We start from the raw sequence: 24,836 nt of genomic DNA on the forward strand, positions 1-24,836 counted from the left end.
TTTCTTAGCAGTGAAGATTGACCTAACGCGCTTTCACGTCAAGCGCTTTGTGACGCTGTGCACATTGCGCTTGTGAAACAGTCGAGCTTCGCTGGCGCTGCCAACGGGTGCGGTCTTTCCTTCTCCCCTTGTTGTGGGAGAAGGGAAGAACCAGGAAGCATCGGTCAGGAGCGCGGCCTGGTCTTTTGCGGGTCGTAATGGGCGAAGGCGACGACGCGCGCCGGCAGCCGCTTGCTGTGACCATCGAGCTTGCCTATCTCGACCTCGGTGCCGATCGCCGAATGCGTGACGTCGAGCCTGGCCAACGCGATGGTCTTGTTCAGCACCGGCGAACGCATGCCGGAGGTGACGACGCCGATCTGCGCCCGGCCGATATGCACGCAATCGCCGTGGCCGACGGCGACATTGGCGTCGATGTCGAGGCCGACCAGCTTCTTCTGCGGGTTTTCCTTGCGCCGGATCAGTGCCTCGCGGCCGATGAAATCGTCGCTCTTGGTCTTCAGCGGTACGGTGAAGCCGATGCCGGCCTCGAACGGATCCGTCTGGTCGGAAAACTCGTGAGCAGCAAAGATCAGCCCGGCCTCGATGCGCACCATATCGAGCGCCTGCAGCCCCATCGGCTTCAGGCCGTGCGGTTGGCCGGCCTGCCAGATCGCGTCGAACACCTTTTCGGCGTCGCGCGGATGGCACCAGATCTCGTAGCCGAGCTCGCCGGTGTAACCGGTGCGCGAGACAACGACCGGAATGCCGTTGCCGCCGCCGATGCGGGCGACGGCGAAACGGAACCATTCGAGTTCGTCGATCGACGGCTGCAGCGGCGAGGTCCAGATGATCTGCCGCAGGACGTCGCGGCTTTTCGGTCCCTGCACGGCAACATTGTGCATCTGGTCGGTCGAGGAGCGCACCAGCACGGTGAGGCCGAGTTTTTGCGCCGTTTCCCGCAGCCATTGGCCGGATAGATCGTCGCCGCCGACCCAGCGGAAATTATCCTTGCCGAGCCTGAGCAGCGTGCCGTCATCGATCATGCCGCCATGCTCGTAGCACATGGCGGAATAGACGACCTGGCCGACGCCGAGCTTCTTGATATCGCGGGTCAGCGTGTATTGCAGCAGCGCCTCGGAGTCCGGCCCGGTGACCTCGAACTTGCGCAGCGGCGACAGGTCCATGATCACGGCGTCCTGCCGGCAGGCCCAGTATTCATCGATCGGGCCTTGCCTGGCGAAGGAATTGGCGAGCCAATAGCCCTTGTACTCGACGAAGTTGCGGGTGTGCTTGGCAAAGCTCGAATGAAAGGCGGTCTCGCGGGTCATTTTCGGTTCCGAATCGGGCGTCATGCGTCTGGCGATCGCTCGCGAGAATTTGTGCTGGCCGGGATAGGTTCGCACATGGATGTCGGTCAGGTTCCAGCCATTGGCCGGCGTCGTATCGTCGGGGCAGGCGGACGAGACGCAGACGATGTCCGTGAGCGCCTTGAGTAGCACATAGTCGCCCGGCCGCGACCACGGCTCGTCCGATACCACGACGCCATGCGCGTCGATGGCCGTGTTGAAGAAGAAGTTGATCGCCATCCAGCCGGCGCGAGGCGTGACACCCTTGTCGGCCAGCGCGCGGTTGAAATTCTCCGAGCAGTTGGGATGGCCGGGATAACCGATGTCGTCGTAATATTTGGCCGCGCAGGCGAGCGCGAATGCATCGTGGCGGCCGCAAGTGTCCTGCACAACCTCGACCAGCGGCTCCATGTCCTGGTCGTAGTATTTTGAGTGCAGACCGGGCATCGGATAGCTCGAACCCATCAGCGTGCGCGTCGTCGTCACGTCGAGCGGATGATCGCGGCCCTTGTCCAGCTTGCGCGCCGAAAAGCACTGGAAGTCGGTGCATTGGCGCCCGTCGACATCGATGATCTGCAGATAGTCGCCCGCCTTGACGAAGTAGGCCTCCGCCGTCGCCGAATGGACGCGCAGGTCGAGCACGGGATCGGCCAGCGGGTCGGCAAGCCTGGATTTCGCTGCCGGGCGGATGGTGGCGCGGCGGACGATGACGCTAAGTGGCGTCGCCGTATCGTGGCCGTCGACCAGCATCGGCCCGCCGGGCGCGGCAATCAGCATCGACCCATCGCGGGCGACGGTAAAAGCCTGTTCGGTACCGGCAGGGGTGGCGCCGCCGAAAACGCGAACCGCCTTCGCCTGGTCGAGCTGCACCTGGCGCCGCTCGAGCCCCCGGCGCAAGGATGCGAGGCTGTCGTCGCCTTCGGCCAGCAGCGCCTTGATGCCGGCGGCATTGCTGTTCGATTTCTCGCCGAGAATGCCGGGATCGGTCGCGTCGCTGCTGTCCCATGCCAGCAGCTCGCAGGCCTGCCCGCCCTCGACATCGCGCACGGTGACAATGTCGCCGGCCTCGACCTCGATCAGCACCGCGCCATTGCCCTGAACCGAGTAGCGCTCCATCGCGGCCGGCAGCGTAATCTGGCCTGGCCGCAGGATCAGGCTCGGCCGGGGCGGTCCGGCGACGACGGCGGGGTAGGGCGACTGGCTCATCTCAACCTTGGTTTCGAGAAACAAGTTTGCCTGTGTGTGAAATTATTTTAGCGGGAAGAATAGGATAGAAGAGCCGGAGTTGGCAAGTGAAGGCGAGGCGCGCGCCTCTTCCTTCTCCCCTTGTGGGAGAAGGTGGATCGGCGCGCAGCGCCGAGACGGTTGAGGGGTGTTGGACGGAGTGCCGTCATACCAAGCTGGAGCACCCCTCATCCGACCGAGCTTCGCTCGGCCACCTTCTCCCACAAGGGGAGAAGGGAAGGTGGCGCACAATCCTACCCCAATTCCTCGGAATGCCCGATCTCGACGCCATACTCGGCGGCAGCGTCCAGCATCGTATGCCACAGGCTTTCCGCGAAGGTGGCGAACACCAGAAGATTGAACACCGCCTGTCCGTCCGGCCGGTCATTGGCGCGCCAGAGATTGATGCTGGTGTGATCGACCGAGGTCGCCGCAGCGGTGCCGGCCGGGAACACCGCGGGGTGCAGGTCTAGCGACGACAGGTTGGCCAGCATCGCGCGCGCCTTTTCTCCGGAAACGCTGATCAGCGCGCGGGCATGCGACTGGTCGGACAACGAGGCGGATTGCGCAAACGCCTGGCTCAGCGGTTCGCTTGCGTGCTTGCCGCCATTGGACAGGACCAGGAACTGATCCGGTCCCGACCAGATCAGCGTAGCGTCGGGAGTTCGGGTCGCCTTGGGCGTTTCCGGGGCGGCAACGCCGAAGCGGGTTTCGGCGGCCTTCGCCAGTTCTGCCGCTTTGCCGCGCCGCGCCATCACCTGGATCAGGTCAAAATTGCGGATCTCGGTGAGCGATACGCCGGCCGCCGTGCCGCGCGCGCCATACGCGCCGACAACAAGCGCTTTCTCCAGCGGACTGCGGGCAATCCAGGAAAACTCAGCCACGCTGGCGCCCTCCATCCGGATCGTAGAAGACCGGGCTGCACAGCTCGACGTCGTAGTCTTCGCCGCGGAGCGGGTCATGCGCATGGACGATCTCGCCAATGCGCTCGCGGCCACGCTCAACAAGCGCCAGCCCGATCCACTGGTCGAGCATGGGCGAGAAGCAGACCGAAGTGACATAGCCCTGGTCGTTGCCGGGACCGGGCGTCTCGCCCTTCGGGATAATATGCGCGCCGGAACGCAGGCGGCGCGTCTTGTCGACCGGCTTGATGCCGACCACGACCTGCCGGTCTGGGGCAATCAGCGCCTCGCGCCCGGCCATGACGCGGCCGATGAAATCTTTTTTGGTCGACATCATCTTGCCGAGGCCGAGGTCGGCGGCGGTCGTCGTGCCGTTCAACTCCGGGCCGGCGACATGGCCCTTTTCGATGCGCATGACGCCGAGCGCCTCGGTACCGTAGGGCGTAACGCCGAACGGCTTGCCGGCCAGCATCAAATTGCGCAACAGCGCCTCGCCATAGCGGGCGGGAACCGAAATTTCGAACGCCATTTCGCCCGAAAACGAGATGCGGAACAGCCGCGCCTTGATGCCACCGCGAAGCGCGACTTCCCGCGCCCCCATGAAGGGAAAGCCCTCGTTCGACAAATCCTCCGCCGGATCGACGATTTCCCGAAGCAGGTCCCGGGTCTTCGGCCCGGCGATCGAGAACTGCGCCCATTGATCGGAGACGGATGTCAGCTGCACGTCGAATTCGGGGAACAGCACCTGCCGGCAGAATTCGAGATGCTGCATCACCAGCCCGGCCTTGGCGGTGGTGGTGGTCAGGAAATAGTGGTCCTCGGCCAGCCGCGACGTCGTGCCGTCGTCATAGACGATGCCGTCCTCGCGCAGCATCAGCCCGTAGCGGGCTTTGCCGACGGCGAGACTGGAGAAGGTGTTGATGTAGACGCGGTCGAGAAAGGCGCCGGCATCCGGGCCGTGCACGTCGATCTTGCCGAGCGTCGAGACATCGCAGAAGCCGACGCCGGAGCGCACCGCCTTGACCTCGCGGGTGACCGATTCCAGCCAGTCCTTTTCGCCGGCGCGCGGATACCATTGCGCGCGCTTCCACAGGCCGGTGTCGACGAACACCGCGCCCTGTTCGGCTGCCCAGTGATGCGACGGCGTCAGCCTCGTCGCATGGAAGTCTTCGTCGCGATGATGGCCGGCGAAGGCGCCGATGGCGACCGGCACATAGGGCGGGCGGTAGATCGTCGTGCCGGTTTCGGGGATCGATTTGCCGCTGATTGCCGCCATGATGGCGAGACCGGCGACGTTCGAGGTCTTGCCCTGGTCGGTGGCCATGCCGAGCGTCGTATAGCGCTTGAGATGCTCGACCGATTCGAAACCTTCGCGCTGCGCCAGCTCGATGTCGGACGCGGTCACGTCATGCTGGTAATCGACGAAGGCTTTCCCTTTGCCGGCCACATACCAAAGCGGCGTCAGCGAAAACGCCTCGCTGTCGGCGACCGGCGATGTGCCGGCATTGCCGCCGCGTCCAGCACTCTGCGCTGCCGCAGCACCCGCGGCAAAGCCCTGGCGCAGGCAGTCGCCCAGCCCGAAGGCGCCGTTGGCGGCGCCGACGGCCATCATGCCGGGCGGCGCACCATCCGGCACGAAGGCTGCGATATCGTCCTGCCATTTCGGCCGGCCGCGATGATAGGAGGTCAGCCCGACCGCCGGATTCCAGCCGCCGGACACGGCAAGCCCGTCGGCTTCGACTTCCGCCCGTGCGCCGCCGGTCAGCGCCACCACGATTTTCCGGACCCCGTCCTTGCCGCCTTCGACCCCGCTGACCGAGCCGTTGAGCACGGCAAAGCCGCCCTTGGCGGCAAGCGCGCGATGCGCGGCGGAGACGTCCGGGCGCGCATCGACGACCGCCGCGATCTGCAAACCGGCGCCAAGCGCGGTCTCGACCGTGCGCCAGCCATCCTCATTGTTGGTGAACAGCGCGATCCTCCTGGCAGGGGTAACCGCGTAGCGCGCGACATAGGTCCGCATCGCCGAAGCCATCATCACGCCCGGCGTGTCGTTACCGGCAAAGACGATCGGCCGCTCGATGGCGCCGGCGGCGACGACGCAGCGCTTCGCCACGATCCGCCACAGCCGCTGGCGCACCTGGTGCTCGGGCGGCGACGGCAGGTGGTCGTTGACCCGCTCGATCGCGCCATAGGTGCCGCCATCATAGACGCCGAACAATGTCGTGCGGGTCATGATGCGGACATCGGGCAGTGTGGCGAGTTCGGCCAGCGTGCGCGTAATCCATTCGGCCGCCGGCGCGCCGTCGATCATGCCGCCGTCGGCGAGCAGGCGGCCGCCAAGCGCAAAATCTTCCTCGCACAGGATGACGCGGGCGCCGCCGCGCCCGGCCGCCAATGCCGCCGCAAGCCCGGCCGGGCCGGAGCCGGCAATCAGCACGTCGCAATGCGCCCACGCCTTGTCGTAATGGTCGGGATCGGCGACGCCTGCAGCGCGGCCGAGGCCGGCGGCGCGGCGAATCGTTGGCTCGTAGATCGTTTCCCAGAATTTCGCCGGCCACATGAAGGTCTTGTAGTAGAAGCCGGCGACGAAGATCGGCGCGAACAGCTGGTTGACCGCCATCAGATCGTGGCGCAGCGACGGCCAGCGGTTCTGGCTGGCGGCTTCGAGCCCGTCATAGAGTTCGGCCGTGGTCGCCTTGGTGTTCGGCTCGCGCCGCGCTCCGCTGCGCAGTTCGACCAGCGCGTTGGGCTCCTCCGAACCAGCGGTCAGGATGCCGCGCGGCCGGTGGTATTTGAACGAGCGGCCGACCAGCTTGACGCCATTGGCGATCAGCGCCGAGGCCAGCGTGTCGCCTTGGAAGCCGGCAAAGCTCTTGCCGTCGAAGTGGAAGGCCAGCGGCGCGGCGCGATCGATGAGACCGCCGCTCTCCAGCCGGTGTGTTTGCGCGGGGCCAACCATCAGGCCCCAACCTCGGCGGCACCAACGCCTGCAGCCGGTTCGACCGCCGAAATCTCATGCGTCAGCGTGTTGCGGGCGACCTTCAGCCAGGCCCGGCAGCCGCCGCCATGGTACCAGTATTCGCTCATCGGCCCGGCGATGTTGTCGCGTAGATAGACGTAGTCGAAGACCTCGTCTTCGGTGGCGCCGGCCGCCGGACGCGTCGGCTTGGCGTCGCCCAGATAGGTGAACTCGCCGAGTTCGCGTTCGCCGCAGAAGGGACAGACAATGCGCATGCTTCTTCAGCCAGCCTTCAATGCAGGTTCGGTTGGGCGCCCTGGCCCTTTTCGTCGATCATCGCACCTCGCCGGAAGCGGTCGAGGCGAAAGCGGGTAGCCTCCTTGTGCGGCTCGTCGCGCGCCAGCAGATGGGCAAAGACCAGGCCGGAGCCGGGCGTCGCCTTGAAGCCGCCATAGCACCAGCCGGCGTTGAGATAGAGCCCGTCGACCGGTGTTTTGTCGATGATCGGCGAGCCGTCCATCGACATGTCCATGATGCCGCCCCACTGACGCAGAAGCCGTATCCGGCCGATCATCGGCATCAGCGCCATGCCGCCTTCGCAGACGTCTTCCATGACAGGCAGATTGCCGCGCTGGGCGTAGGAATTGTAGCCGTCTATGTCGCCGCCGAAGACCAGCCCGCCCTTGTCGGACTGGCTGACGTAGAAGTGGCCGGCGCCGAAGGTCATGACATTGGGGATCAGCGGCTTTATCGCCTCCGAGACGAAGGCCTGCAGCACATGGCTTTCGATCGGCAGCCGCATGCCGGCCATCGCCGCGACGCGCGACGAAGAGCCGGCGACCGCCATGCCGACCTTGCCTGCGCCGATCCTGCCGCGGCTCGTCTCGACGCCGGTCACCTTGCCGCTGCCATCGCGGACAAAGCCGGTCACTTCGCAATTCTGGATGATGTCGACGCCGAGCGCGCTCGCCGCATGCGCGTAGCCCCAGACCACGGCATCGTGTCGTGCCGTGCCGCCGCGTCGCTGCAAGAGGCCGCCCTGCACCGGGAAACGTGCGTTGTCGAAGTTCAGGAACGGCATCATCTTCCTGACCGCCGCCAGATCGAGCAGTTCGGCATCGATGCCGTTGATGCGCATGGTGTTGCCGCGCCGTGCGTAGGCGTCGCGCTGCGCGTCGGAATGGTAGAGATTGATGACGCCGCGCTGGCTGACCATGGTGTTGTAGTTGAGGTCCTGCTCCATCCGCTCCCACAGCTTCATCGAAAGCTCGTAAAAACCGGTATTGCCGGGCAGCCCGTAATTGGAGCGGATGATGGTGGTGTTGCGGCCGGCATTGCCGGAGCCGATCCAGCCCTTTTCCAGCACGGCGACATTCCTGATGCCGTATTCGCTGGCGAGGAACCATGCCGTCGCCAGGCCATGGCCGCCGCCGCCGATGATCACCACGTCGTAGTGGCTCTTCGGGCTGGCGTCGCGCCAGGTGCGCTGCCAGTTCTTATGGCCGGAAAATGCCGCCCGAGCGAGGGAGAAGATCGAGTATTTCATGAACCTGTTTCGCGCCGGGCGTGCAACAATTCCGGATCAGATGTCGAGCGTGTGGTCGCGCTCCCACTGGGTGAAGTGGGAAGCATAGGAATTCCATTCCTGCTGCTTGAGCTTTAGATAGGCCGACGAGAATTCCTCACCCAGCGCCGCCTTGAGCGATTTGTCGTTGTCAAACTCGCGCAACGCGTCGAGCAGGTTGAGCGGCAGCTTCGGCGCGCCCTCGACCGTATGGCCGAACTGGTACATGTCGATATCGTAGCGCCTGCCGGGGTCGGCCTTCGAGCGGACGCCGTCAAGGCCGGCGGCGATGATGACGGCCTGCAGCAGATACGGGTTTGCCGCGCCGTCCGGCAGGCGCAGCTCGAAGCGGCCGGGGCCGGGCACGCGCACCATGTGGGTGCGGTTGTTGCCGGTCCAGGTCACCGTGTTCGGCGCCCAGGTGGCGCCGGAGATGGTGCGCGGTGCGTTGATGCGCTTGTAGGAATTGACCGTCGGGTTGGTGATGGCGGCAAGCGCGGACGCATGTTTCATGATGCCGCCGAGGAAATTCCTGCCCTTGGCCGACAGGCCGAGCTCCATCGCATTATCGGCAAAGACATTGGTCTTGCCGTCTTTGTCCCACACCGAGATATGCGCATGGCAGCCATTGCCGGTCAGGCCCTGGAAGGGTTTAGGCATGAAGGTTGCGCGCAGGCCGTGCTTTTCGGCGACCGATTTCACCATGAATTTGAAGAAGGAATGCTTGTCGGCGGTCGCCAGCGCATCGTCGAAGGCCCAGTTCATCTCGAACTGGCCGTTGGCGTCCTCGTGGTCGTTCTGGTAGGCGCCCCAGCCGAGCGCCAGCATGTGGTCGCAGATCTCGGCGATCACGTCGTAGCGGCGCATCACCGCCTGCTGGTCGTAGCAGGGCTTCGACGCCGTGTCATATTCGTCGGAAATCGTCTTGCCATCCGGCGAGATCAGGAAGAATTCGGCCTCGACGCCGGTCTTGATGTGCATGCCGTCGCCAGCAGCCTCCGCGATCAACCGCTTCAGCGTGTTGCGCGGCGCCTGCTCGACCGATTTGTCGTCCATGATGCAGTTGGCGGCGACCCAGGCGACCTCCGGCTTCCAAGGCAACTGGATCACCGAGGCCGGATCCGGCACCGCCAGCATGTCGGGATGCGCCGGCGTCAGATCGAGCCAGGTGGCAAAGCCGGCAAAGCCGGCACCGTCCCGCTGCATGTCGGCGATCGCCTGCGCCGGCACCAGCTTGGCGCGTTGTCCACCGAACAGGTCGGTGTAGGATATCATGAAATATTTGACGCCCTTTTCCTTGGCGAAGGCGGCGAGATCGTTCCCCATTATAGTTCCTCGCTTACTGGCATTTGGTTTGTCTTAGAAGCCGTTCTTGCCCGGTATCCAGTTGGTGCCGGCCAGCGGCACGCCGGCCATGGCGGCGGCTTCGATCGTCAAGGCCACAAGATCCTCGGGCTCGAGATTGTGCAGGCTGTTCTTGCCGCAGGCGCGGGCGATTGTCTGAGCCTCAAGTGTCATCACCTTAAGATAATTCGCCAGCCGTCGGCCGGCCGCAATCGGATCGACCCGTTTCATTAGCTCGGGATCCTGCGTGGTGATGCCGGCCGGGTCGCGACCCTCATGCCAGTCGTCATAGGCGCCGGCGGTGGTGCCGAGCTCGTTGTATTCCGCCTCCCAGCGCGGGTCGTTGTCGCCGAGCGCGACAAGCGCTGCCGTGCCGATCGACACCGCATCGACGCCGAGCGCCAGCGCCTTGGCGACGTCGGCGCCGTTGCGGATACCGCCGGAGACGATCAGCTGCACCTTGCGGTGCATGCCGAGATCCTGCAGCGCCTGCACGGCCGGCCTGATGCAGGCAAGCGTAGGCTGGCCGACATTTTCAATGAACACTTCCTGGGTCGCCGCAGTGCCGCCCTGCATGCCGTCGACGACGACGACATCGGCGCCCGATTTCACCGCAAGCGCGGTGTCGTAATAGGGCCGCGCGCCGCCGACCTTGACGTAGATCGGCTTTTCCCAGTCGGTGATCTCGCGCAGTTCGAGGATCTTGATCTCGAGGTCGTCCGGCCCGGTCCAGTCGGGGTGGCGCGAGGCCGAGCGCTGGTCGATGCCTTTCGGCAGCGTGCGCATTTCGGCGACGCGGTCGGAGATCTTCTGGCCGAGCAGCATGCCGCCGCCGCCTGGCTTGGCGCCCTGGCCGACGACCACTTCGATCGCGTCGGCGCGGCGCAGGTCGCGCGGGTTCATGCCGTAGCGTGACGGCAGATACTGGTAGACCAGCGTCTTCGAATGGCCGCGCTCTTCCTCGGTCATGCCGCCGTCGCCGGTCGTCGTCGAGGTGCCGGACAGCGTCGCGCCGCGGCCAAGCGCTTCCTTCGCCGGGCCGGACAGCGAGCCGAAGCTCATGCCGGCAATAGTGATCGGGATTTTCAGTTCGATCGGTTTTTTCGCATAGCGCGAGCCGAGCACGACGCTGGTGTCGCAGCGCTCGCGATAGCCTTCGAGCGGGTAGCGCGAGATCGAGGCACCGAGGAACAGAAGGTCGTCGAAATGCGGCAGCTTGCGCTTAGCGCCGGCGCCGCGGATGTCATAGATGCCGGTCGCCGCGGCGCGGCGGATCTCGGAAAGCGTGTAGTCGTCGAAGGTCGCGGATTTGCGCGGCGTCGTCGGCGGGTTGCGATAGGTCATTGAGCCTCAATACGCGTCGGCGTTGTCGATATTGAAATTGTAGAGGGTACGAGCCGAGCCATAACGCTTGAACTCCGCCGCCTTGACGCCGGTCACACCGGCGCGGTCGAGCAAGCCTTGCAGCAATTCGAGATGCTCGGGCCGCATCTCCTTGCCGATGCAGTCGGCGCCGAGGCTTTCGACCTTGCCGCGCACGAAAAGCCGCGCCTCGTAGATGGAATCGCCGAGCGCATCGCCGGCGTCGCCCAGCACCACGAGGTTGCCGGACTGCGCCATGAAGGCCGACATGTGGCCGATATTACCATGGACGACGATGTCGATGCCTTTCATCGAGATGCCGCAGCGCGACGACGCGTTGCCTTCGATGACGAGCAACCCGCCCCGGCCGGTGGCGCCGGCATACTGGCTGGCATCGCCTTTGACGACGATCTGGCCGGACATCATGTTCTCGCCGACGCCGGGCCCGGCCGAGCCATGCACGGTGATGGTGCCGCCGTCGTTCATGCCGCCGCAATAATAGCCGACGCTGCCGCGCACATCGATGGCGACCGGCTGGTCGACGCCGGCAGCGACCGAATGGCTGCCTCGCGGGTGGAGCACCTCGCAGGCGGTCTCGTTCGAACCGGGCGCCAGATCGTGCAGCGCCTGGTTGAGCTCGCGCAGCGACATTTCGGCCAGATCGAAGACCCGTGATGCATGGCCCGGCTCGCGAGCCGCCTTGGAGAGGTTAATTGCCGGCATTGGTTCAATGCTCCCAGAAATAGACGGTTGCGGGCTCGGGTTCCCAGACCTTCGCATTGTCTATGCCGGGCAGTTTGGTGAGCGCACGATATTCCGAGCCGAAGGCGACATACTGGTCGGTTTCGGCCATTACGGCGGGCTTGCAGGCGATCGGGTCGCGCACCACGCCGAAGCCGTTCTTGGTGCCGACGACGAAGGTGAAAAACCCGTCGAGATCACTCAGCGTGCCTTCCAGCGCCTCGCCGAGGTTCTTGCCATGCGCCATCTGCGAGGAGAGATAGGCGGCAGCGACCTCGGTGTCGTTCTCGGTCTCGAATGTCATGCCTTCGCGGATCAGCTCGCGGCGGACATTGTTGTGGTTGGACAGCGAGCCATTATGCACCAGGCACTGGTCGGCGCCGGTCGAGAACGGATGCGCGCCCATCGTCGTCACCGCCGATTCGGTCGCCATGCGGGTATGGCCGATGCCGTGGGTGCCGGTCATCTCGCGGACGCCGAAACGGTCGACGACCGCTTCCGGCAGCCCGACTTCCTTGTAGATTTCGACGACGTCGCCGGCGCCCATGATGCGGATGTCGGGGCGCAGCGTCTGGATCGCCTCGCGCGCTTCGTCGATCTTGGCAGGCATCGTCCGGACCACGGCATGCGTCGACTTCGCAGCAATGCTCACCGGCGCGCCGATTGCCTTGGCAAGTTCGGCGTCGAGGCCGCGGAAATCGCGCTCCGGCTTGGCCGACTGGATGGTGATCTTGGCTTCATTGGAGGACGCGCCATAGATGGCGATGCCGGCGCTGTCGGGACCGCGATCGCTGAGCGAGATCAGCATCTCCGACAACATCGCGCCAAGCTGGGGCTCGAGCGACTTGTCCTTCAAAAACAGTCCGACGATTCCGCACATGTCAGCCTCCGCGAGTTTGTTCCCTCCGAGATGTATCGAATGAGTCCCGGGAATTCAATTGGTATGAAAAAAATTTTCCTGTCGTTATATATCGGCTGAGGCGCCGCCGGCCGCACTATCGCTGCGCTGGCCGCCATTGTGAACCCATTTGGCATAGCGGATGCGAGCGACCTTGTAGGCATCCAGGATCGACAGGGCATAGATCAGGAAGCCGCCGGCATGGCGTCCGACGAAGCTGGCGTCGGGCGGCGCGATCTTGGCGGTGACCCAGGCAAGGATCACTATGAAGAACAGGAATTGCAGGCCGCGCACCGGCACGCCGAGCACGACATGCCCGCTCGCCGGCAAGACGATCGCAGCGCCCAGAACCAGATAGGGGCTCGGTGGTGCGGGGGAGGTGGTGATCTGGCTGGTCATGCCGCTTGCCGTTTGCTTTGATTGATGGCGTCGCGCAGCGCCGAAGCCGACGACAGCAGCCTCTCAATCAGCACCGGATCGAGCCTGACCGTACCGAATTCGGCTTGCCGGAATACGCCGTAGCGCGCCCGCTCGGCCTCGGCCAGAAGCCAGACGATGCGCACGCCGTTCGGCGTGATCAGCAATTCCTTGGCGCGCTCCTCGGCAAAGATATCGAGGTGGCCGGCGATGATGGCTTCGGGGAAGCGCACGCCCTTGCGGTCGGTCCGCAGCACCGCCTCGGCCGGAAACCCCGCCGCCTTCGGCAGCGGATGGACGAGATGATCGAAATTGGAAAAAGTCGTCGGCGATCCCGGCCGCATCATCATATCGAAAGTGCCTGGTATCGCGACCTTTTCGGTGATCGAAACGCTCAGCCAGCGCGCCGGCAGCTTCCTGATCGCCAGCGTGTCGACGATGGTCCGCACCTGCACCCGCCGGCCGTTCCACGAGCCGGCGAAGGTAACGACGCCGGCAGTGCCGTCCGAGACGTTGGCCGCGTCGGGGATGACGGCGCGGACGCCGGCTTCGTCGGCGGCAAGCCCGGTCGAAGCCTTGGCGCGGCTGGCCCGCGCAAGCCAGGCTATATGGAGGACGAGAGCCAGGGCAACCGCCCCGGCGAGCAATGCTGAGATCACCTAACGCACCTCGTCACGCAAATGCCCGCCCAGACCGGGCGCGCCGTCAGTAGCCCTGCGGCTTCGGCCACGGCATGGTGAACTGGGCACCACGGCGCACGAATTTGTAGCGGTAGAAGTGGAACCACAGCGAGATCAGGAAGTAGAAGGCGACCATGGCGATCAGCTGCGAGCCGAAGCCGAGGAAGATCGCAAAGAAGGTGACGACGCAAAGGCAGAACAAGACGATAGCCGGCAGCGGATGGAACGGATGGGTGTAGCCGCGGCGGATCGAGCCGAGCGGCCACTTTTTCCTGAACATGATGATGTTGATGCTCATGAAGGTGTATTGCAGCACGCCCGACAGGATCGAGAAGGTGATCGCCTGGTTGAGGTCGGCGATGAAGGCGAAGGCGAGCGCGATCGGCAGCAGGAACAGGATCGAGCGATAGGGCGTGCGGTATTTCGGATGCACCGCCGAGAACCAGGTCGGCAGATAGCGGTCGCGGCCGAGCGAAAACCAGGCGCGCGCGGCGTCGTTGATGCAGCCATTGGCGGAGGCGAGCGCGGCAAGCAGCGTCGCGATGAACAACAGGTTCTCCAGCAGCGCACTGCCGGTCAGTTTGCCTGCATCCCACAGCGGATAATAGGTGATGCCGAGATATTCCCAGGGCATCATCGAGGCGCAGACATACCAGGTCATGGCGGCGGCGATCAGAAGCGTGATCATGCCGGCCATCGTGCCGTAGGGCAGCGAGCGCGCCGGCGAGCGCACTTCCTCGGCGGCCTGCGTGGTGCCCTCGATGCCGAGATAATACCAGATGCCGAACTGGAAGGCGGCGATGACGCCGATCCAGCCGTAGGGCAGGGCGTTGCCCGGGGTCACCAACTCGTTGAGCTTGAGCACGGCGCCTTGCGTCCACGGGCTGACCGAGAAGAACAGGATGACGATCGAGACATAGGCGATGGCAGTGATGACGAAGTTGACGTTAAGCGTCATCAGCACGCCGCGATAGTTCAGCCATGCCAGCACGACGATTGTCGCGGCGATGAAGGAATTGTGGGTGAGGCCCTCGACGCCGGCTTTGGCGACGATGGTGTCGCCGAGCAGGATCGCGTCCGACACTTCGAGCATGGTGTAGGCAAAGACCAGGAACAGCGCGACGTTGAAGGCCATCAGCGGCCCGACAATGTGCTTGGCCTGCGCATATTGGCCGCCGGCGGCGGCAACCGTCGAGGTCACTTCGGAATCGATCATCGCGACCGAGGTGTAGAGCAGCCCGACGATCCAGCAGACGATCAGCGCCGCCAGCGCGCCGCCCTTGTCCGCCGCGAAATTCCAGCCGGTGAATTCGCCGACCAGAACGATGCCGACACCGAGCGCCCAGACATGGGCGGGGCCGAGCACCCTGAGCAGTGAAACCCTGTCGCCCTGCACTTGCACCGCTGGTTCAGCCGTGATCGTCATCGTTCAATCCCCCACTCAGATCCGGTGTTTTTCGGACACGGCTTCAAGTTCGCCTTCCCTGGACGAGGTCAGCATCTCTTCGGAATAGGTCGTGTCGATCTTGAACCAGTCGTAGAGCATCCACAGCGCGAGCACGATCGAGATGCCCCAGCATGCGTAAGAGAGTGCCACCCACATGACGATGCTTCCTATCTATTTGTCGCCGAACTTTTCGTCGATGACGTCGCGGTATTCGCGGTCCGATGCGCGGAACAGAAAGATGAAATAGCCGATCAGCACCGCCGCCATAATGATCAGCGTCGGCCAGTCGATGATGTAGTGGAACCGGTTCTGGATGATGTCGTGCGCGGTTTCCGGCGTGTAGCCGAGCTTTTCCCAGATCGAGGCCATGGTCGGGTTCTGGCCGAGCGCTTCCCACGTCTTGGCGTCGAGCGCGTCGATGGATTTTGCCGCCCCTGCCAGCCCTAGTTTCAGCGGCAGCCACAGCGCGACGAAAATCGCGACCACAACGACGGCGATATCGAAAACCTGTCCGGCCTTGCTCTGTTCGGGCGGTGTATAGCGGGCCATGCGTCTCCCCCTCAGGACTTGCGGTTGCGGTAGGCGTCGGCGTTCTTGATGTCGAGGCCGTAGATGAAGTCCTTGTCTTCCTTGTAGTGGTTGACCATCGCCAGAATGGCGGCCGTGTTGAAGATCAGCACCGCGGCGGCGGCGACCGCGACGACGAGCTTGATGCCGGCGTCGGGGACGTATGGCCATGTCATGAACAGGACAAAGAGGATCGTCGCCCACAGGCAGACGATCAGGAGCATGGATCCACGCACGTCGGAACGGTACAACGCTTCCACGCGCTGTTGCAGGTCGGACATCGGCTTTCCCCTTTTTCAACGCCGGTCCGGATTGGCCGGTCATTGCCCTCTTTCAAGAGAGTGAAATTTTTTTCATAAAATCCGGCCGAATTCTGGAATTGTCAAGACGATTTTACGCGACGTTAACCGTTTGTTTGGGCGCGCCGGATTTGCCTGACAATGAAATTATTTGCTTACGGGTATTGCAGGCTCCCGGCGTTTGCGATCAATATTCAAGCCAACGCTCCCGCCTGTGTGCAGGGAGCAGGGGAAAGCAAAAAAGTTTCTTTCGAACGGAGGACAGCGGATGACGGCATCCTGGAGATTTTCGACGCTTGCGGATCGCCATCGCGCGCTCGGCTCGAAGCTCGAGGACTGGAGCGGCATGGGCACCGCCTGGACCTACGACAAGGACGCGGACGAAGAGTATATCGCCATCCGCACCAAGGCCGGCCTGATGGACGTGTCCGGCTTGAAGAAGGTCCACATCACCGGGCCGCACGCCTCGCACCTGATCGATCTGGCGACGACGCGCGACGTCGAAAAGATCTATCCCGGCAAGTCGGCCTATGCCTGCATGCTCAACGAGGCCGGCAAGTTCACCGACGACTGCATCCTCTACCGCACCGGCCCGAATTCCTGGATGGTCGTGCATGGCTCGGGCACCGGCCATGAAGAGTTGCAGCGCGCTTCCGTCGGTCGCGACGTGTCGCTGCGCTTCGACGACAATCTGCACGATCTTTCGCTGCAAGGCCCGACCGCCGTCGATTATCTGGCAAAGCATGTGCCCGGCATTCGCGACCTCAATTATTTCCACCACATGCAGACCCAGTTGTTCGGCTTTCCGGTGATGATCTCGCGCACCGGCTACACCGGCGAGCGCGGCTACGAGATCTTCTGCCGTGGCCAGGACGCCGGAACGATCTGGGACAGGATCCTCGACGAGGGCAAGAGTGCCGGCATCGTCCCGTGCCGCTTCACCACGCTCGACATGCTGCGCGTCGAGAGCTACCTGCTGTTCTACCCCTACGACAATTCGCAGAAATACCCGTTTGAGAACGAAGGCCCCGGCGACACACTGTGGGAGCTTGGTCTCGACTTCACCGTCAGCCCCGGCAAGACGGGCTTTCGCGGTGCCGAGGAGCACTACCGCCTCAAGGGCAAGGAGCGCTTCAAGATCTTCGGCGTGCTGCTCGAAGGCAAGGAGCCGGCCGACGAGGGCGCACCGGTCTATCGCGACGGCAAAAAGGTCGGCGTGGTGACCTGCGCCATGTATTCGCCGCTGGTCAAAAAATCGATGGGCATTGCCCGGCTCGACGTCGACTGCGCGGTGCAGGGCACCAGGCTCGAGATCCGCAACAAGAGCGGCACCATCAGCGCAACCGCCGAGCCGCTTCCTTTCGATGATCCGAAGAAGACCAAGCGCACGGCGAAAGGCTGAGGCATACTGCGGGTATGGCAGCGAAAAGCATCATCAGCCGCCCGGTCTATGGGACCCTGTCTCCGCAGCCCGGCAAGCATCATCTTTTCATAGCGGATGCAGAGGGAGCGCTGGCGATTGCCGATCTGGCCGCCAAGGCACCGGCGGATTTCTTCGGTGGCGCCCACATCATCTTCATTGCCGGACGCGATGGTAAATATGCCGATGCGCTCGAAGCCCTGAAGCCGGCACAGTTCTACCTCGGCCATTCCTTTGCCAGCGCCCTGCCGCGGCTGAAGCAGACGCTGGCCAACGCCCATATGGGCCTCAGGCTCTACCTTGCCGGCACCGAGGGGCTGATCGGCCAGGCCATGCAGGCGGCGCTCGAAGCCGGCATCGACCACACCTCGGTCCAGACCGAGCATCGCGGCTCGCTGGCGCGCCGCATGCAATGCGTCCATTGCAAGGGCATCACCGAGAACGTGACGACGCAGCCGGCAGCCTGTTCGCATTGCGGCCTCTTGCTTCTGGTGCGCGACCACTATTCACGACGCCTCGCCGCCTTCCAGGGCGTCTGCATCAACGCCGAGGACCGCAGCGAAATTCCTCCGACGGAGGAGATCTTTCGATGAGCACCGGCACCACCAAGCTCGACGTCATCGTCAGCGATGTCGTTCCGGTCAACGAGTTGGTGACGCGCTTTCACTTCCGCAGGCGCGACGGCGAGCTCTTGCCGACCTTTTCCGGCGGCGCCCATGTCGTCGTCGAGATGCGCGATGGCGAACGCACCAGGCTCAATCCCTATTCGCTGATGGGCTCGCCGCTCGATACCCGCGAATACACCATCTCGGTTCGCCGCGACGACGTCGGCCGCGGCGGCTCGCTGTTCATGCACAGGCAGGTCAGGCCGGGCACGGAGATGGTGGTCAGCTATCCCGTCAACCTGTTCTCGCTCGATCTGCGCGCCAGGAAGCATCTGATGCTGGCCGGCGGCATCGGCATCACCCCGTTCATGGCGCAGACCGCGCAGCTGGCGGCGGAAGGCGGCAATTTCGAGTTGCATTACACCTGCCGCACCGCCTCGCTCGGCACCTATGCCGACCTGCTCAGGGAGCGCTACGATCGCCGGGTCAGGCTCTATCACGACGACCGCGACGAGCGCGTCGATCTCGACCGGCTGTTGTCGTCGCAGCCGCTCGGCACGCATCTCTATGTCTGCGGCCCGTCGGGCATGATCGGCTGGGTGCGCGAGCGTGCCGCCGCCCTCGGCTGGCCTGCCGAGACCGTGCATTTCGAGCATTTCGCGGCACCGCAGCCCGGCGCGCCCTTCGACGTGACGCTGGCGCTCAGCGGCAAGATCATCCGTGTCGACGAGCAGCAGAGCCTGCTCGAGGCGATCGAGGCGGCCGGGGTCGATCCGCCCTATCTCTGCCGCGGCGGCGTCTGCGGCCAGTGCGAGACCAACGTCATTTCGCATGACGGCAAATTCATCCACAACGACCACTGGCTGAGCGAGGAAGACCACCGTTCGGGCTGCAAGATCATGCCCTGCGTCTCGCGCTTCGAGGGCCGGTCGCTGGTGCTGGAAAGATAGGAGGCGAGCTTGGGCATCACCTTTCGCAAGGAAACGTTCCGCGACGACTTCACCTTCAGGAACAGCCCCGAGCACATCAGGCGGTTCCCGTTCCCGTTCCACGAAGACAGCTACATGTATGCCGTCAACATCGAGCCGCATGTCGCCGGGCCGAAGGGCAGCGTGCTGGAGAATTTGATCGACGTCGACGAGCACTATGTCGCCGAGATGCAGGACCGCGCTTTGGTGCTGGCCGAGGATCCGCTGCGCTGCCAGTCGCTGCCGCACATGACGCTGGCCGGCTGGGATCTGCTCGAGCTTTTGATGGAGCAGCAGGCGCTGGGCTATCCCGAGCATTTCACGCTGACGCGCCATGGCGACCGCTGGCGCTGGATCAACCGACCGCTCGGCATCGACGACAGCTTCACCTTCGGCGACGTCTCGACGCTGCCCTATGGGCCGATGGAATACATCACCCGCCAAAGCCAGGGCGATTTCTGCATTCTCGACCAGCGCGACGGCAATCTGTGGATGGATGCCGGCATGGTCACCACCCAGGCCGACTGGTCGCTCGATTTCGACATCGGCATGAACTTCTTCGAATGGCACGCGCCGGTGCCGCTGGCGCATGAGAAGGGCATCTTCGTCCGGGCGCTAAAATTCCTCACCAACATCCAGCAGGGCAAGCCGGCGCGCCGGCTGAACTGGACGATGACAATCAATCCTCGCCTCGATACCAGCCCGGAAAATTATCACAAATGGGGTCCGGACCGGACCACGGTGACGCCCAAAAACGTCGGCGACAAGGTCCATCTGCGCGTCGAGCTGCAGAGCTTCTGGCGGCTGCCGCGCTCGAATGCGATCGTCTTCCCGATCCGCTGCTACCTGATCAAGATGGACGAGCTGGTGACGCAGCCGAAATGGGCAAGGCGCCTGCACCGCGTCATCCGCGACCTTCCCGACGAACTCGCCAACTACAAAGGCCTGACGCGCTACCGCGCGACGCTGGTCGAATGGCTGTCGAAGCTGGATGACGGCAGTGCGACATCGCCGGGGTTCGGGCCGGATTGAGGTTCTGTTTGCGAGGTTCGCGCTGCCCGTCAAGCTGCCAATCTCCCCCCAAGAGGGGGAGATGCCCGGCAGGGCAGAGGGGGGCGCCGTAGAGCGCCGGCCTTTAGCCCCCTTGCGACCAATCGAGGACGAGCTTGCCCTGCAGTTCAACGTAGCAGAGACCCTAGGATCCATGCCGTTACCGTGGCCGTGGAGTGCAGCGATCCAGGATTGCTTGCGCGCCCTCATCTCCGGCTCACCCCGCGCTGCTCTGCGGATAACAGATGATCGACAAATACCGCATCGGCAGGACGCTCAGCACTTCCGGTCCGTGCGGCGCATCGGCGTCGAAGAACAGGCTGTCGCCAGGCCTCATCGGGTAGAGATTGCTGCCGTGCCGGTAAACCACCTCGCCCTCGAGCATATAGAGGAATTCCATGCCTTCATGCTGGAAGGTCGGGAACACGTCGGAATCCTCGGTCAGCGTGATCAGATAGGGTTCGACGACGACGCCGCTGGTGTTGGAGCCGATATGGCCGAGCAGATTGTACTGGTGGCCGGCGCGCGTGCCGCGGCGTTCGACGTCGAGGCCTTCGCCGGCCTTGACGAAGACGGCACTGCGCTCTTCCTCGAAGCGGCGGAAGAAGGCGGTGACGGGAACGCCGAGCGCCCGCGACAGCGCCTGCAACGTGGTCAGCGATGGCGAGGTGATGCCGTTCTCGATCTTCGACAGCATGCCAAGCGAAATGTCGGTGGCGGCAGCCAGATCGGCGACGGTGATACCGAGCTTCTTGCGGAAGGCCCGCACCTCGCGGCCGATCGCGACCTCCAGGACTTTTTCGCGGGTGTCGCGAATGGCGTGCGGGTTCTGGGTGAGCGGCGCGCGTATCTTGCGCGGATCGACTGCAGCGACCGACGGCTTGGCCTTGGCGGCGACGACGGCCGCAGCGGGCTTTAGACTGGATGCTTTTTTCGCCATGTTGCCACCCCGGACCTTGCCGATTCATTTCACTCACGGTGAACATATTCGGTGCCGATACAGAAGCGCAACTGCCACGGCAAGCCACCCGTGTCGAATTGCGCAATGTCTGGATTTCGCCCGAGCTACTGCGTCGCTTGGAAATCCAGCTGGGCGAAACGCGGTTTCGCGACAAGCCCTGTTGACAGCATCGAAGGGGCAATTACTGTCCTGTCAGTGAAATTTGTTTCGTTAGGGAAATGAGATCGGGAGGCCCGCAATGAAAGATCGTGTTGCCGTCATCGGAGCCGGGCCGTCCGGCATGGCTCAGCTCAGGGCCTTCAAGTCGGCTGCCGACAAGGGCGCCGACATTCCCGAGATCGTCTGCTTCGAAAAGCAGTCCGACTGGGGCGGCCTGTGGAACTACACCTGGCGCACCGGCCTCGACGAGCACGGCGACCCGGTGCACGGCTCGATGTACCGTTACCTCTGGTCGAACGGCCCGAAGGAATGCCTCGAATTCGCCGACTACACCTTCGAGGAGCATTTCGGCCGGCCGATCGGCTCCTATCCGCCGCGCGCCGTGCTGTGGGACTACATCAAGGGCCGCGTCGAAAAATCCGGCGTGCGCCAATGGGTGCGCTTCAACAGCCCGGTGCGCATGGTCACCTTCTCCGAAACGACAAAAAAATTCACCGTCACCGCGCATGACCGCACCAGCGACGTCACCTACTCGGAAGAGTTCGACCATGTCGTCGTCGCCTCGGGCCATTTCTCCGTGCCCAACGTTCCCTATTTCGAGGGCTTTTCGACCTTCAACGGCCGTATCCTGCACAGCCACGATTTCCGCGACGCCATGGAATTCAAGGGCAAGGACATTTTGATAATCGGCCGCTCCTATTCAGCCGAGGACATCGGCTCGCAATGCTACAAATACGGCGCCAGATCGATCACCTCCAGCTACCGCTCGAAGCCGATGGGCTTCAAATGGCCGGAGAACTGGAAGGAAGTGCCGCTTCTGCAGAAGGTCGTCGGCAAGACGGCGCATTTCAAGGACGGCAGCACCAAAGACGTCGACGCCATCATCCTGTGCACCGGCTACCTCCATTCCTTCCCGTTCCTCACCGAGGATTTGAAGCTGAAGACCGCCAACCGCATGTGGCCGGACGGGCTCTACGAGGGCGTCGTCTGGGAGAAAAACCCGAAGCTGTCCTATATCGGCATGCAGGACCAGTTCTACACCTTCAACATGTTCGACGCGCAGGCCTGGTTCGCCCGCGACGTCATCATGGGCCGCATCAATCTGCCCTCGGCCGAAGCCATGGCCGAGCACGGCCGGAAATGGCGGGCACGCGAGGAAACGCTTGAAGACGCCGAGCAGATGATCTGGTTCCAGGGCGACTACACCAGGGAGCTGATGGAGCAGACCGACTATCCCGGCTTCGATGTCGAGGCTGTCAATCAGACCTTCATGGAGTGGGAGCACCACAAGGCGCAAGACATTATGGGCTTCCGCGACCATGCCTACCGCTCGCTGATGACCGGCACGATGGCGCCGCTGCATCATACGCCCTGGCTGCAGGCGATGGACGATTCGATGGAAAGCTATCTCGAGATGAAGGGCGTGGCGGCGGAGTAGCAGTCCGAACGGCGATTGACTTGCCTCAGACAACTTCCCGCGCCGGGTCGGCCGCCAGCGCCAGGGAATTTGCGACGTGCTCGAGGTGCTCCTCGTCCAGAATGCTGGTCGCGACGCGGACAGCGTTCGTTTTTCCGGTCGAAAACTTCGCCCCGGCATGGACCGCGATGCCGTGGGCGGCCAGCGTGACCATCGCGTAAGGTTCCGAAGCAACCGGAATGAGGACGCTGAGACCGTGTCCGGCGTCGATATCGACATTGCGTTTGGCCAGTTCGCCGGCGAGCCGTTCGCGACGGCCGCGGTATACCTCCTTCGCCTGCTCCACCAGGGCGGCCGTGGCCGGGTCTTGCAGCAGCCAGGCGGTGGCCGCCTGCAGGATGCGGCTGGTCCATCCCGAGCTGAAGCTGCGGTAGGACTGGATCTGCTCGACGATCGTCGCCGATCCGGACAGCACGGCGAGCCGCAAATCCGGGCCGTGGGTCTTGGAATAGGACAGGATATGGACGACGCGATCGGGAAAACGCCGGCCAAGCGAAATGCGCGGCGCCGAGGCAATATCGCCGACGCCGTCATCTTCGACAATCAGCACGTCGGTGCCGGCGAGCAGGTCGCCGATGACTTCCAGCCGCGCCGACGACATGCAGGCGCCGGTCACCGAATGGACGCGCGGCTGGAACAGGAACGCGACGGGCCGCTGCCGCAGAGCGTTGGCAAGTGCATCCGGCAAGGGACCGTCGCTGTCGCAGTCTACCGGGATGATCGGCACATCGAGATCCTCGAGGATGTCGAGCAGGCGAAGCGCCGTCGGGTTCTCGATGGCCACCGGCGCTCCCGGCGGGACCAGCGCATGCAGCAAGGTGTAGATGGCGTTGTAACCGCCATTGGTGGCCAGGAACGCGCCGGGATCGTACGGCCATGACGGGCGCACTGCCGCCTCCAGCTCGGGCAGGATGCGCACCCGCTCGTAGCTGTTGAGCTTTTCGGCGCGCGCACCATGCGCCAGCGCGATGTCGAGCGGCGGCAAGAGCCTCACATCGGGCTCCGCGATCGCCAGGTTCAGAACATCCTGTCCGTAATTGCCGCCGCTCATGTGGCGCTCGGGCCGGGCGGCAAAGCGGTTGCCCATGATCCAGGTGCCGTTGCGTCCGCGGCCGCCGATGATCTTGTAGCGCCGCAACTCGCTCCACGCCTGCGAGACCGTCGCCGGGCTGACGCCAAGCACATAGGCCAGATCGCGCACCGGCGGAAGCTTTGCGCCGACAGGCAGCGCGCCGCTTCTGATCAGCGCACTGGTCTCGCGCGCGATGCCGCGCATCGTGCGGTCGCCAAGGCGATCGGCGAACCATCCTGCATCGAAATCCATCGGCACCCGCGACCATTAAAGCTAATGTTCAATAACATAATAACATTTGATCGGCCAAAAATAAACATTTACCAATCGCCGGTCAAACATAGCTTTGAAGTTCATGCCGATGCCCGTCTCCATCACTATAGCCACCCGCGATTGGGACTATCTCACCCCTTTGGTGCTGGGTGACGTCACTTCGAGCCGCTTGTCGGTGAAGGTTGACCGCGTCGCCACGCTCATTCCGGATCTCGGCACCGATCCGAACTACGATGCGGCGGAGGTCTCGTTCAGCCGTTATGTGTCGGCCATGGCTTCCGGCAGGGATACGGTGGTTGGAATACCGTGCTTCATCATGCGCGGCTTTCGCCATCGCTGCATCATAACGGTCGAGGCCAGCCCGTTGGAACGGCTTTCCGACCTTGCCGGCAAACGCATCGGCGTGACCGGCTGGCGCGATTCCGGCAACACATGGACGCGCGCGGCGCTTCGCCGGGAAGGCGTCGGCGTCGAGGATGCCTATTGGTTCGCCGGCAGGCTGACATCGGAGCACCCGATCGCCGACCGCCTCGACGGATTCGGCAGGCCGGGGCGCATCGAAGCAGCACCAGGCGAGCGCCCGATGATGGAGCTGCTGTCGCAAGGCGAGCTCGACGCCGTTTTCACGCCCTTCATGCCGGACGGCTTTTTCGGCCCGGTTTCCGGCTTCCGGCAAGTGCTGCGCGATTTTCGCGCGGCCGAACGCGCCTATTTCGCCGACGTCGGTTATGTCCCGGGCATGCATCTGGTCGCCGTCAAGGCGGCAGTGGCCAGGGAGCACCCCTGGCTGCCGCAGGAACTCGCCAGGCTGATCAACGAAAGCCAGCGCGTCTGGACGGCAAAGCGCCGAAAATATGCCGATACCTCGCCCTGGATCCTCGAGGAGCTGCTTCATGCGGGGCGCGACCTGCCTGCCTCCTGGAACGCCAGCGGCCTGCCGGCCAACCGGCGCATGATCGAGGATTTCGTCACCGAGCTCCATGCCCAGGGCATCCTGGCGGAACCGATTTCCGCCGAAGCCTTGTTTCCTTTCGAGGCCAGATCGCGGGCCACCGCGGCCTGACAACGCACAACGAAGAACACGAAGGAGAATGCCATGCGGACAATCAGCTTCATATT

Annotated in this window: 23 protein-coding genes; 6 read left to right on the top strand and 17 right to left on the bottom strand. The window is 63.8% G+C overall.

Annotated elements, in window-relative coordinates; all coding sequences use genetic code 11:
• Nucleotides 1–164 precede the first annotated feature (164 nt).
• The 15 genes from NKH49_RS01270 to NKH49_RS01340 all read right to left on the bottom strand — a co-directional run bounded on the left by NKH49_RS01270 (nt 165) and on the right by NKH49_RS01340 (nt 15,714).
• On the bottom strand, nt 165–2,534 hold the full coding sequence (locus tag NKH49_RS01270) for a trimethylamine N-oxide demethylase (RefSeq protein WP_352612285.1): 2,370 nt from the start codon (nt 2,532–2,534) through the stop codon (nt 165–167).
• 272 nt (nt 2,535–2,806) lie between these two features.
• The gene (locus tag NKH49_RS01275; RefSeq protein ID WP_352612287.1) at nt 2,807–3,436 is read right to left on the bottom strand and encodes a sarcosine oxidase subunit gamma; all 630 of its coding nucleotides are present in this window, start codon (nt 3,434–3,436) and stop codon (nt 2,807–2,809) included.
• Nucleotides 3,429–6,413, bottom strand: a complete 2,985-nt coding sequence (locus NKH49_RS01280; protein WP_352612289.1) for a sarcosine oxidase subunit alpha — start codon at nt 6,411–6,413, stop codon at nt 3,429–3,431. The genes NKH49_RS01275 and NKH49_RS01280 overlap by 8 nt, the downstream gene beginning before the upstream one ends.
• A complete protein-coding gene (locus NKH49_RS01285; RefSeq protein ID WP_352455208.1) occupies nt 6,413–6,688 on the bottom strand; it encodes a sarcosine oxidase subunit delta in 276 nt (91 codons plus the stop codon). Before NKH49_RS01285 ends, NKH49_RS01280 begins: the two co-directional genes overlap by 1 nt.
• A 17-nt stretch (nt 6,689–6,705) precedes the next feature.
• The gene (locus tag NKH49_RS01290; protein ID WP_352612291.1) at nt 6,706–7,959 is read right to left on the bottom strand and encodes a sarcosine oxidase subunit beta family protein; all 1,254 of its coding nucleotides are present in this window, start codon (nt 7,957–7,959) and stop codon (nt 6,706–6,708) included.
• Nucleotides 7,960–7,995: 36 nt separating this feature from the next.
• Nucleotides 7,996–9,303 carry a type III glutamate--ammonia ligase gene (glnT, locus tag NKH49_RS01295; RefSeq protein WP_023673983.1) on the bottom strand — a complete coding sequence of 436 codons (1,308 nt, stop codon included), beginning with the start codon at nt 9,301–9,303 and terminating at the stop codon, nt 7,996–7,998.
• Between the two features lie 33 nt (nt 9,304–9,336).
• Complete coding sequence (locus NKH49_RS01300; RefSeq protein ID WP_023673984.1) at nt 9,337–10,665, bottom strand: FMN-binding glutamate synthase family protein; 1,329 nt, start codon at nt 10,663–10,665, stop codon at nt 9,337–9,339.
• A 6-nt stretch (nt 10,666–10,671) separates the two neighbouring features.
• Entirely contained in the window at nt 10,672–11,406 is a 735-nt protein-coding gene (locus tag NKH49_RS01305; protein ID WP_352612293.1) for a GltB/FmdC/FwdC-like GXGXG domain-containing protein, read from the bottom strand.
• A gap of 4 nt (nt 11,407–11,410) precedes the next feature.
• Nucleotides 11,411–12,304, bottom strand: coding sequence for a class II glutamine amidotransferase (locus tag NKH49_RS01310; RefSeq protein ID WP_352612295.1), 894 nt, complete (start codon nt 12,302–12,304; stop codon nt 11,411–11,413).
• An 84-nt stretch (nt 12,305–12,388) separates the two neighbouring features.
• On the bottom strand, nt 12,389–12,721 hold the full coding sequence (locus NKH49_RS01315) for a hypothetical protein (RefSeq protein ID WP_352612297.1): 333 nt from the start codon (nt 12,719–12,721) through the stop codon (nt 12,389–12,391).
• Nucleotides 12,718–13,398 carry a hypothetical protein gene (locus NKH49_RS01320; protein ID WP_352612299.1) on the bottom strand — a complete coding sequence of 227 codons (681 nt, stop codon included), beginning with the start codon at nt 13,396–13,398 and terminating at the stop codon, nt 12,718–12,720. Before NKH49_RS01320 ends, NKH49_RS01315 begins: the two co-directional genes overlap by 4 nt.
• Nucleotides 13,399–13,444: 46 nt before the next feature.
• A complete protein-coding gene (locus NKH49_RS01325; protein WP_352612301.1) occupies nt 13,445–14,845 on the bottom strand; it encodes an APC family permease in 1,401 nt (466 codons plus the stop codon).
• 15 nt (nt 14,846–14,860) lie between these two features.
• Nucleotides 14,861–15,022: a hypothetical protein gene (locus tag NKH49_RS01330; RefSeq protein ID WP_023673991.1), complete on the bottom strand. Its 162-nt coding sequence runs from the start codon at nt 15,020–15,022 to the stop codon at nt 14,861–14,863.
• A gap of 15 nt (nt 15,023–15,037) precedes the next feature.
• Entirely contained in the window at nt 15,038–15,415 is a 378-nt protein-coding gene (locus tag NKH49_RS01335) for a hypothetical protein (protein WP_023673992.1), read from the bottom strand.
• A gap of 11 nt (nt 15,416–15,426) precedes the next feature.
• Nucleotides 15,427–15,714, bottom strand: coding sequence for a hypothetical protein (locus tag NKH49_RS01340; RefSeq protein WP_023673993.1), 288 nt, complete (start codon nt 15,712–15,714; stop codon nt 15,427–15,429).
• 286 nt (nt 15,715–16,000) lie between these two features.
• On the opposite strand from NKH49_RS01340, the gene NKH49_RS01345 reads away from it, so the two are divergent.
• The 4 genes from NKH49_RS01345 to NKH49_RS01360 are packed head-to-tail and all read left to right on the top strand — an operon-like array spanning nt 16,001 to nt 19,757.
• Entirely contained in the window at nt 16,001–17,134 is a 1,134-nt protein-coding gene (locus NKH49_RS01345) for an aminomethyl transferase family protein (protein WP_352612302.1), read from the top strand.
• A gap of 14 nt (nt 17,135–17,148) precedes the next feature.
• A complete protein-coding gene (locus tag NKH49_RS01350) occupies nt 17,149–17,745 on the top strand; it encodes a dimethylamine monooxygenase subunit DmmA family protein (RefSeq protein ID WP_352612304.1) in 597 nt (198 codons plus the stop codon).
• Entirely contained in the window at nt 17,742–18,707 is a 966-nt protein-coding gene (locus NKH49_RS01355) for a PDR/VanB family oxidoreductase (RefSeq protein ID WP_352612306.1), read from the top strand. Before NKH49_RS01350 ends, NKH49_RS01355 begins: the two co-directional genes overlap by 4 nt.
• A gap of 9 nt (nt 18,708–18,716) precedes the next feature.
• Nucleotides 18,717–19,757 carry a heme-dependent oxidative N-demethylase family protein gene (locus NKH49_RS01360; RefSeq protein ID WP_352472314.1) on the top strand — a complete coding sequence of 347 codons (1,041 nt, stop codon included), beginning with the start codon at nt 18,717–18,719 and terminating at the stop codon, nt 19,755–19,757.
• A 235-nt stretch (nt 19,758–19,992) separates the two neighbouring features.
• On the opposite strand, the gene NKH49_RS01365 is transcribed toward NKH49_RS01360, so the two are convergent.
• A complete protein-coding gene (locus NKH49_RS01365; protein WP_352502037.1) occupies nt 19,993–20,715 on the bottom strand; it encodes a helix-turn-helix domain-containing protein in 723 nt (240 codons plus the stop codon).
• Between the two features lie 259 nt (nt 20,716–20,974).
• Here NKH49_RS01365 and NKH49_RS01370 point away from each other — a divergent pair, with 259 nt between their 5' ends.
• Entirely contained in the window at nt 20,975–22,333 is a 1,359-nt protein-coding gene (locus tag NKH49_RS01370) for a trimethylamine monooxygenase (RefSeq protein WP_352473418.1), read from the top strand.
• Between the two features lie 25 nt (nt 22,334–22,358).
• On the opposite strand, the gene NKH49_RS01375 is transcribed toward NKH49_RS01370, so the two are convergent.
• Nucleotides 22,359–23,696 (bottom strand): aminotransferase-like domain-containing protein, encoded by a 1,338-nt coding sequence (locus NKH49_RS01375; RefSeq protein ID WP_352612309.1) that lies wholly within the window; start codon nt 23,694–23,696, stop codon nt 22,359–22,361.
• Nucleotides 23,697–23,805: 109 nt separating this feature from the next.
• Between NKH49_RS01375 and NKH49_RS01380 the strand changes: the two genes are divergently transcribed.
• Entirely contained in the window at nt 23,806–24,780 is a 975-nt protein-coding gene (locus tag NKH49_RS01380) for a substrate-binding domain-containing protein (protein WP_352612311.1), read from the top strand.
• Nucleotides 24,781–24,836: the final 56 nt, after the last annotated feature.

It is taken from the genome of Mesorhizobium sp. M1088, from assembly GCF_040318575.1.
GTDB lineage: Bacteria > Pseudomonadota > Alphaproteobacteria > Rhizobiales > Rhizobiaceae > Mesorhizobium.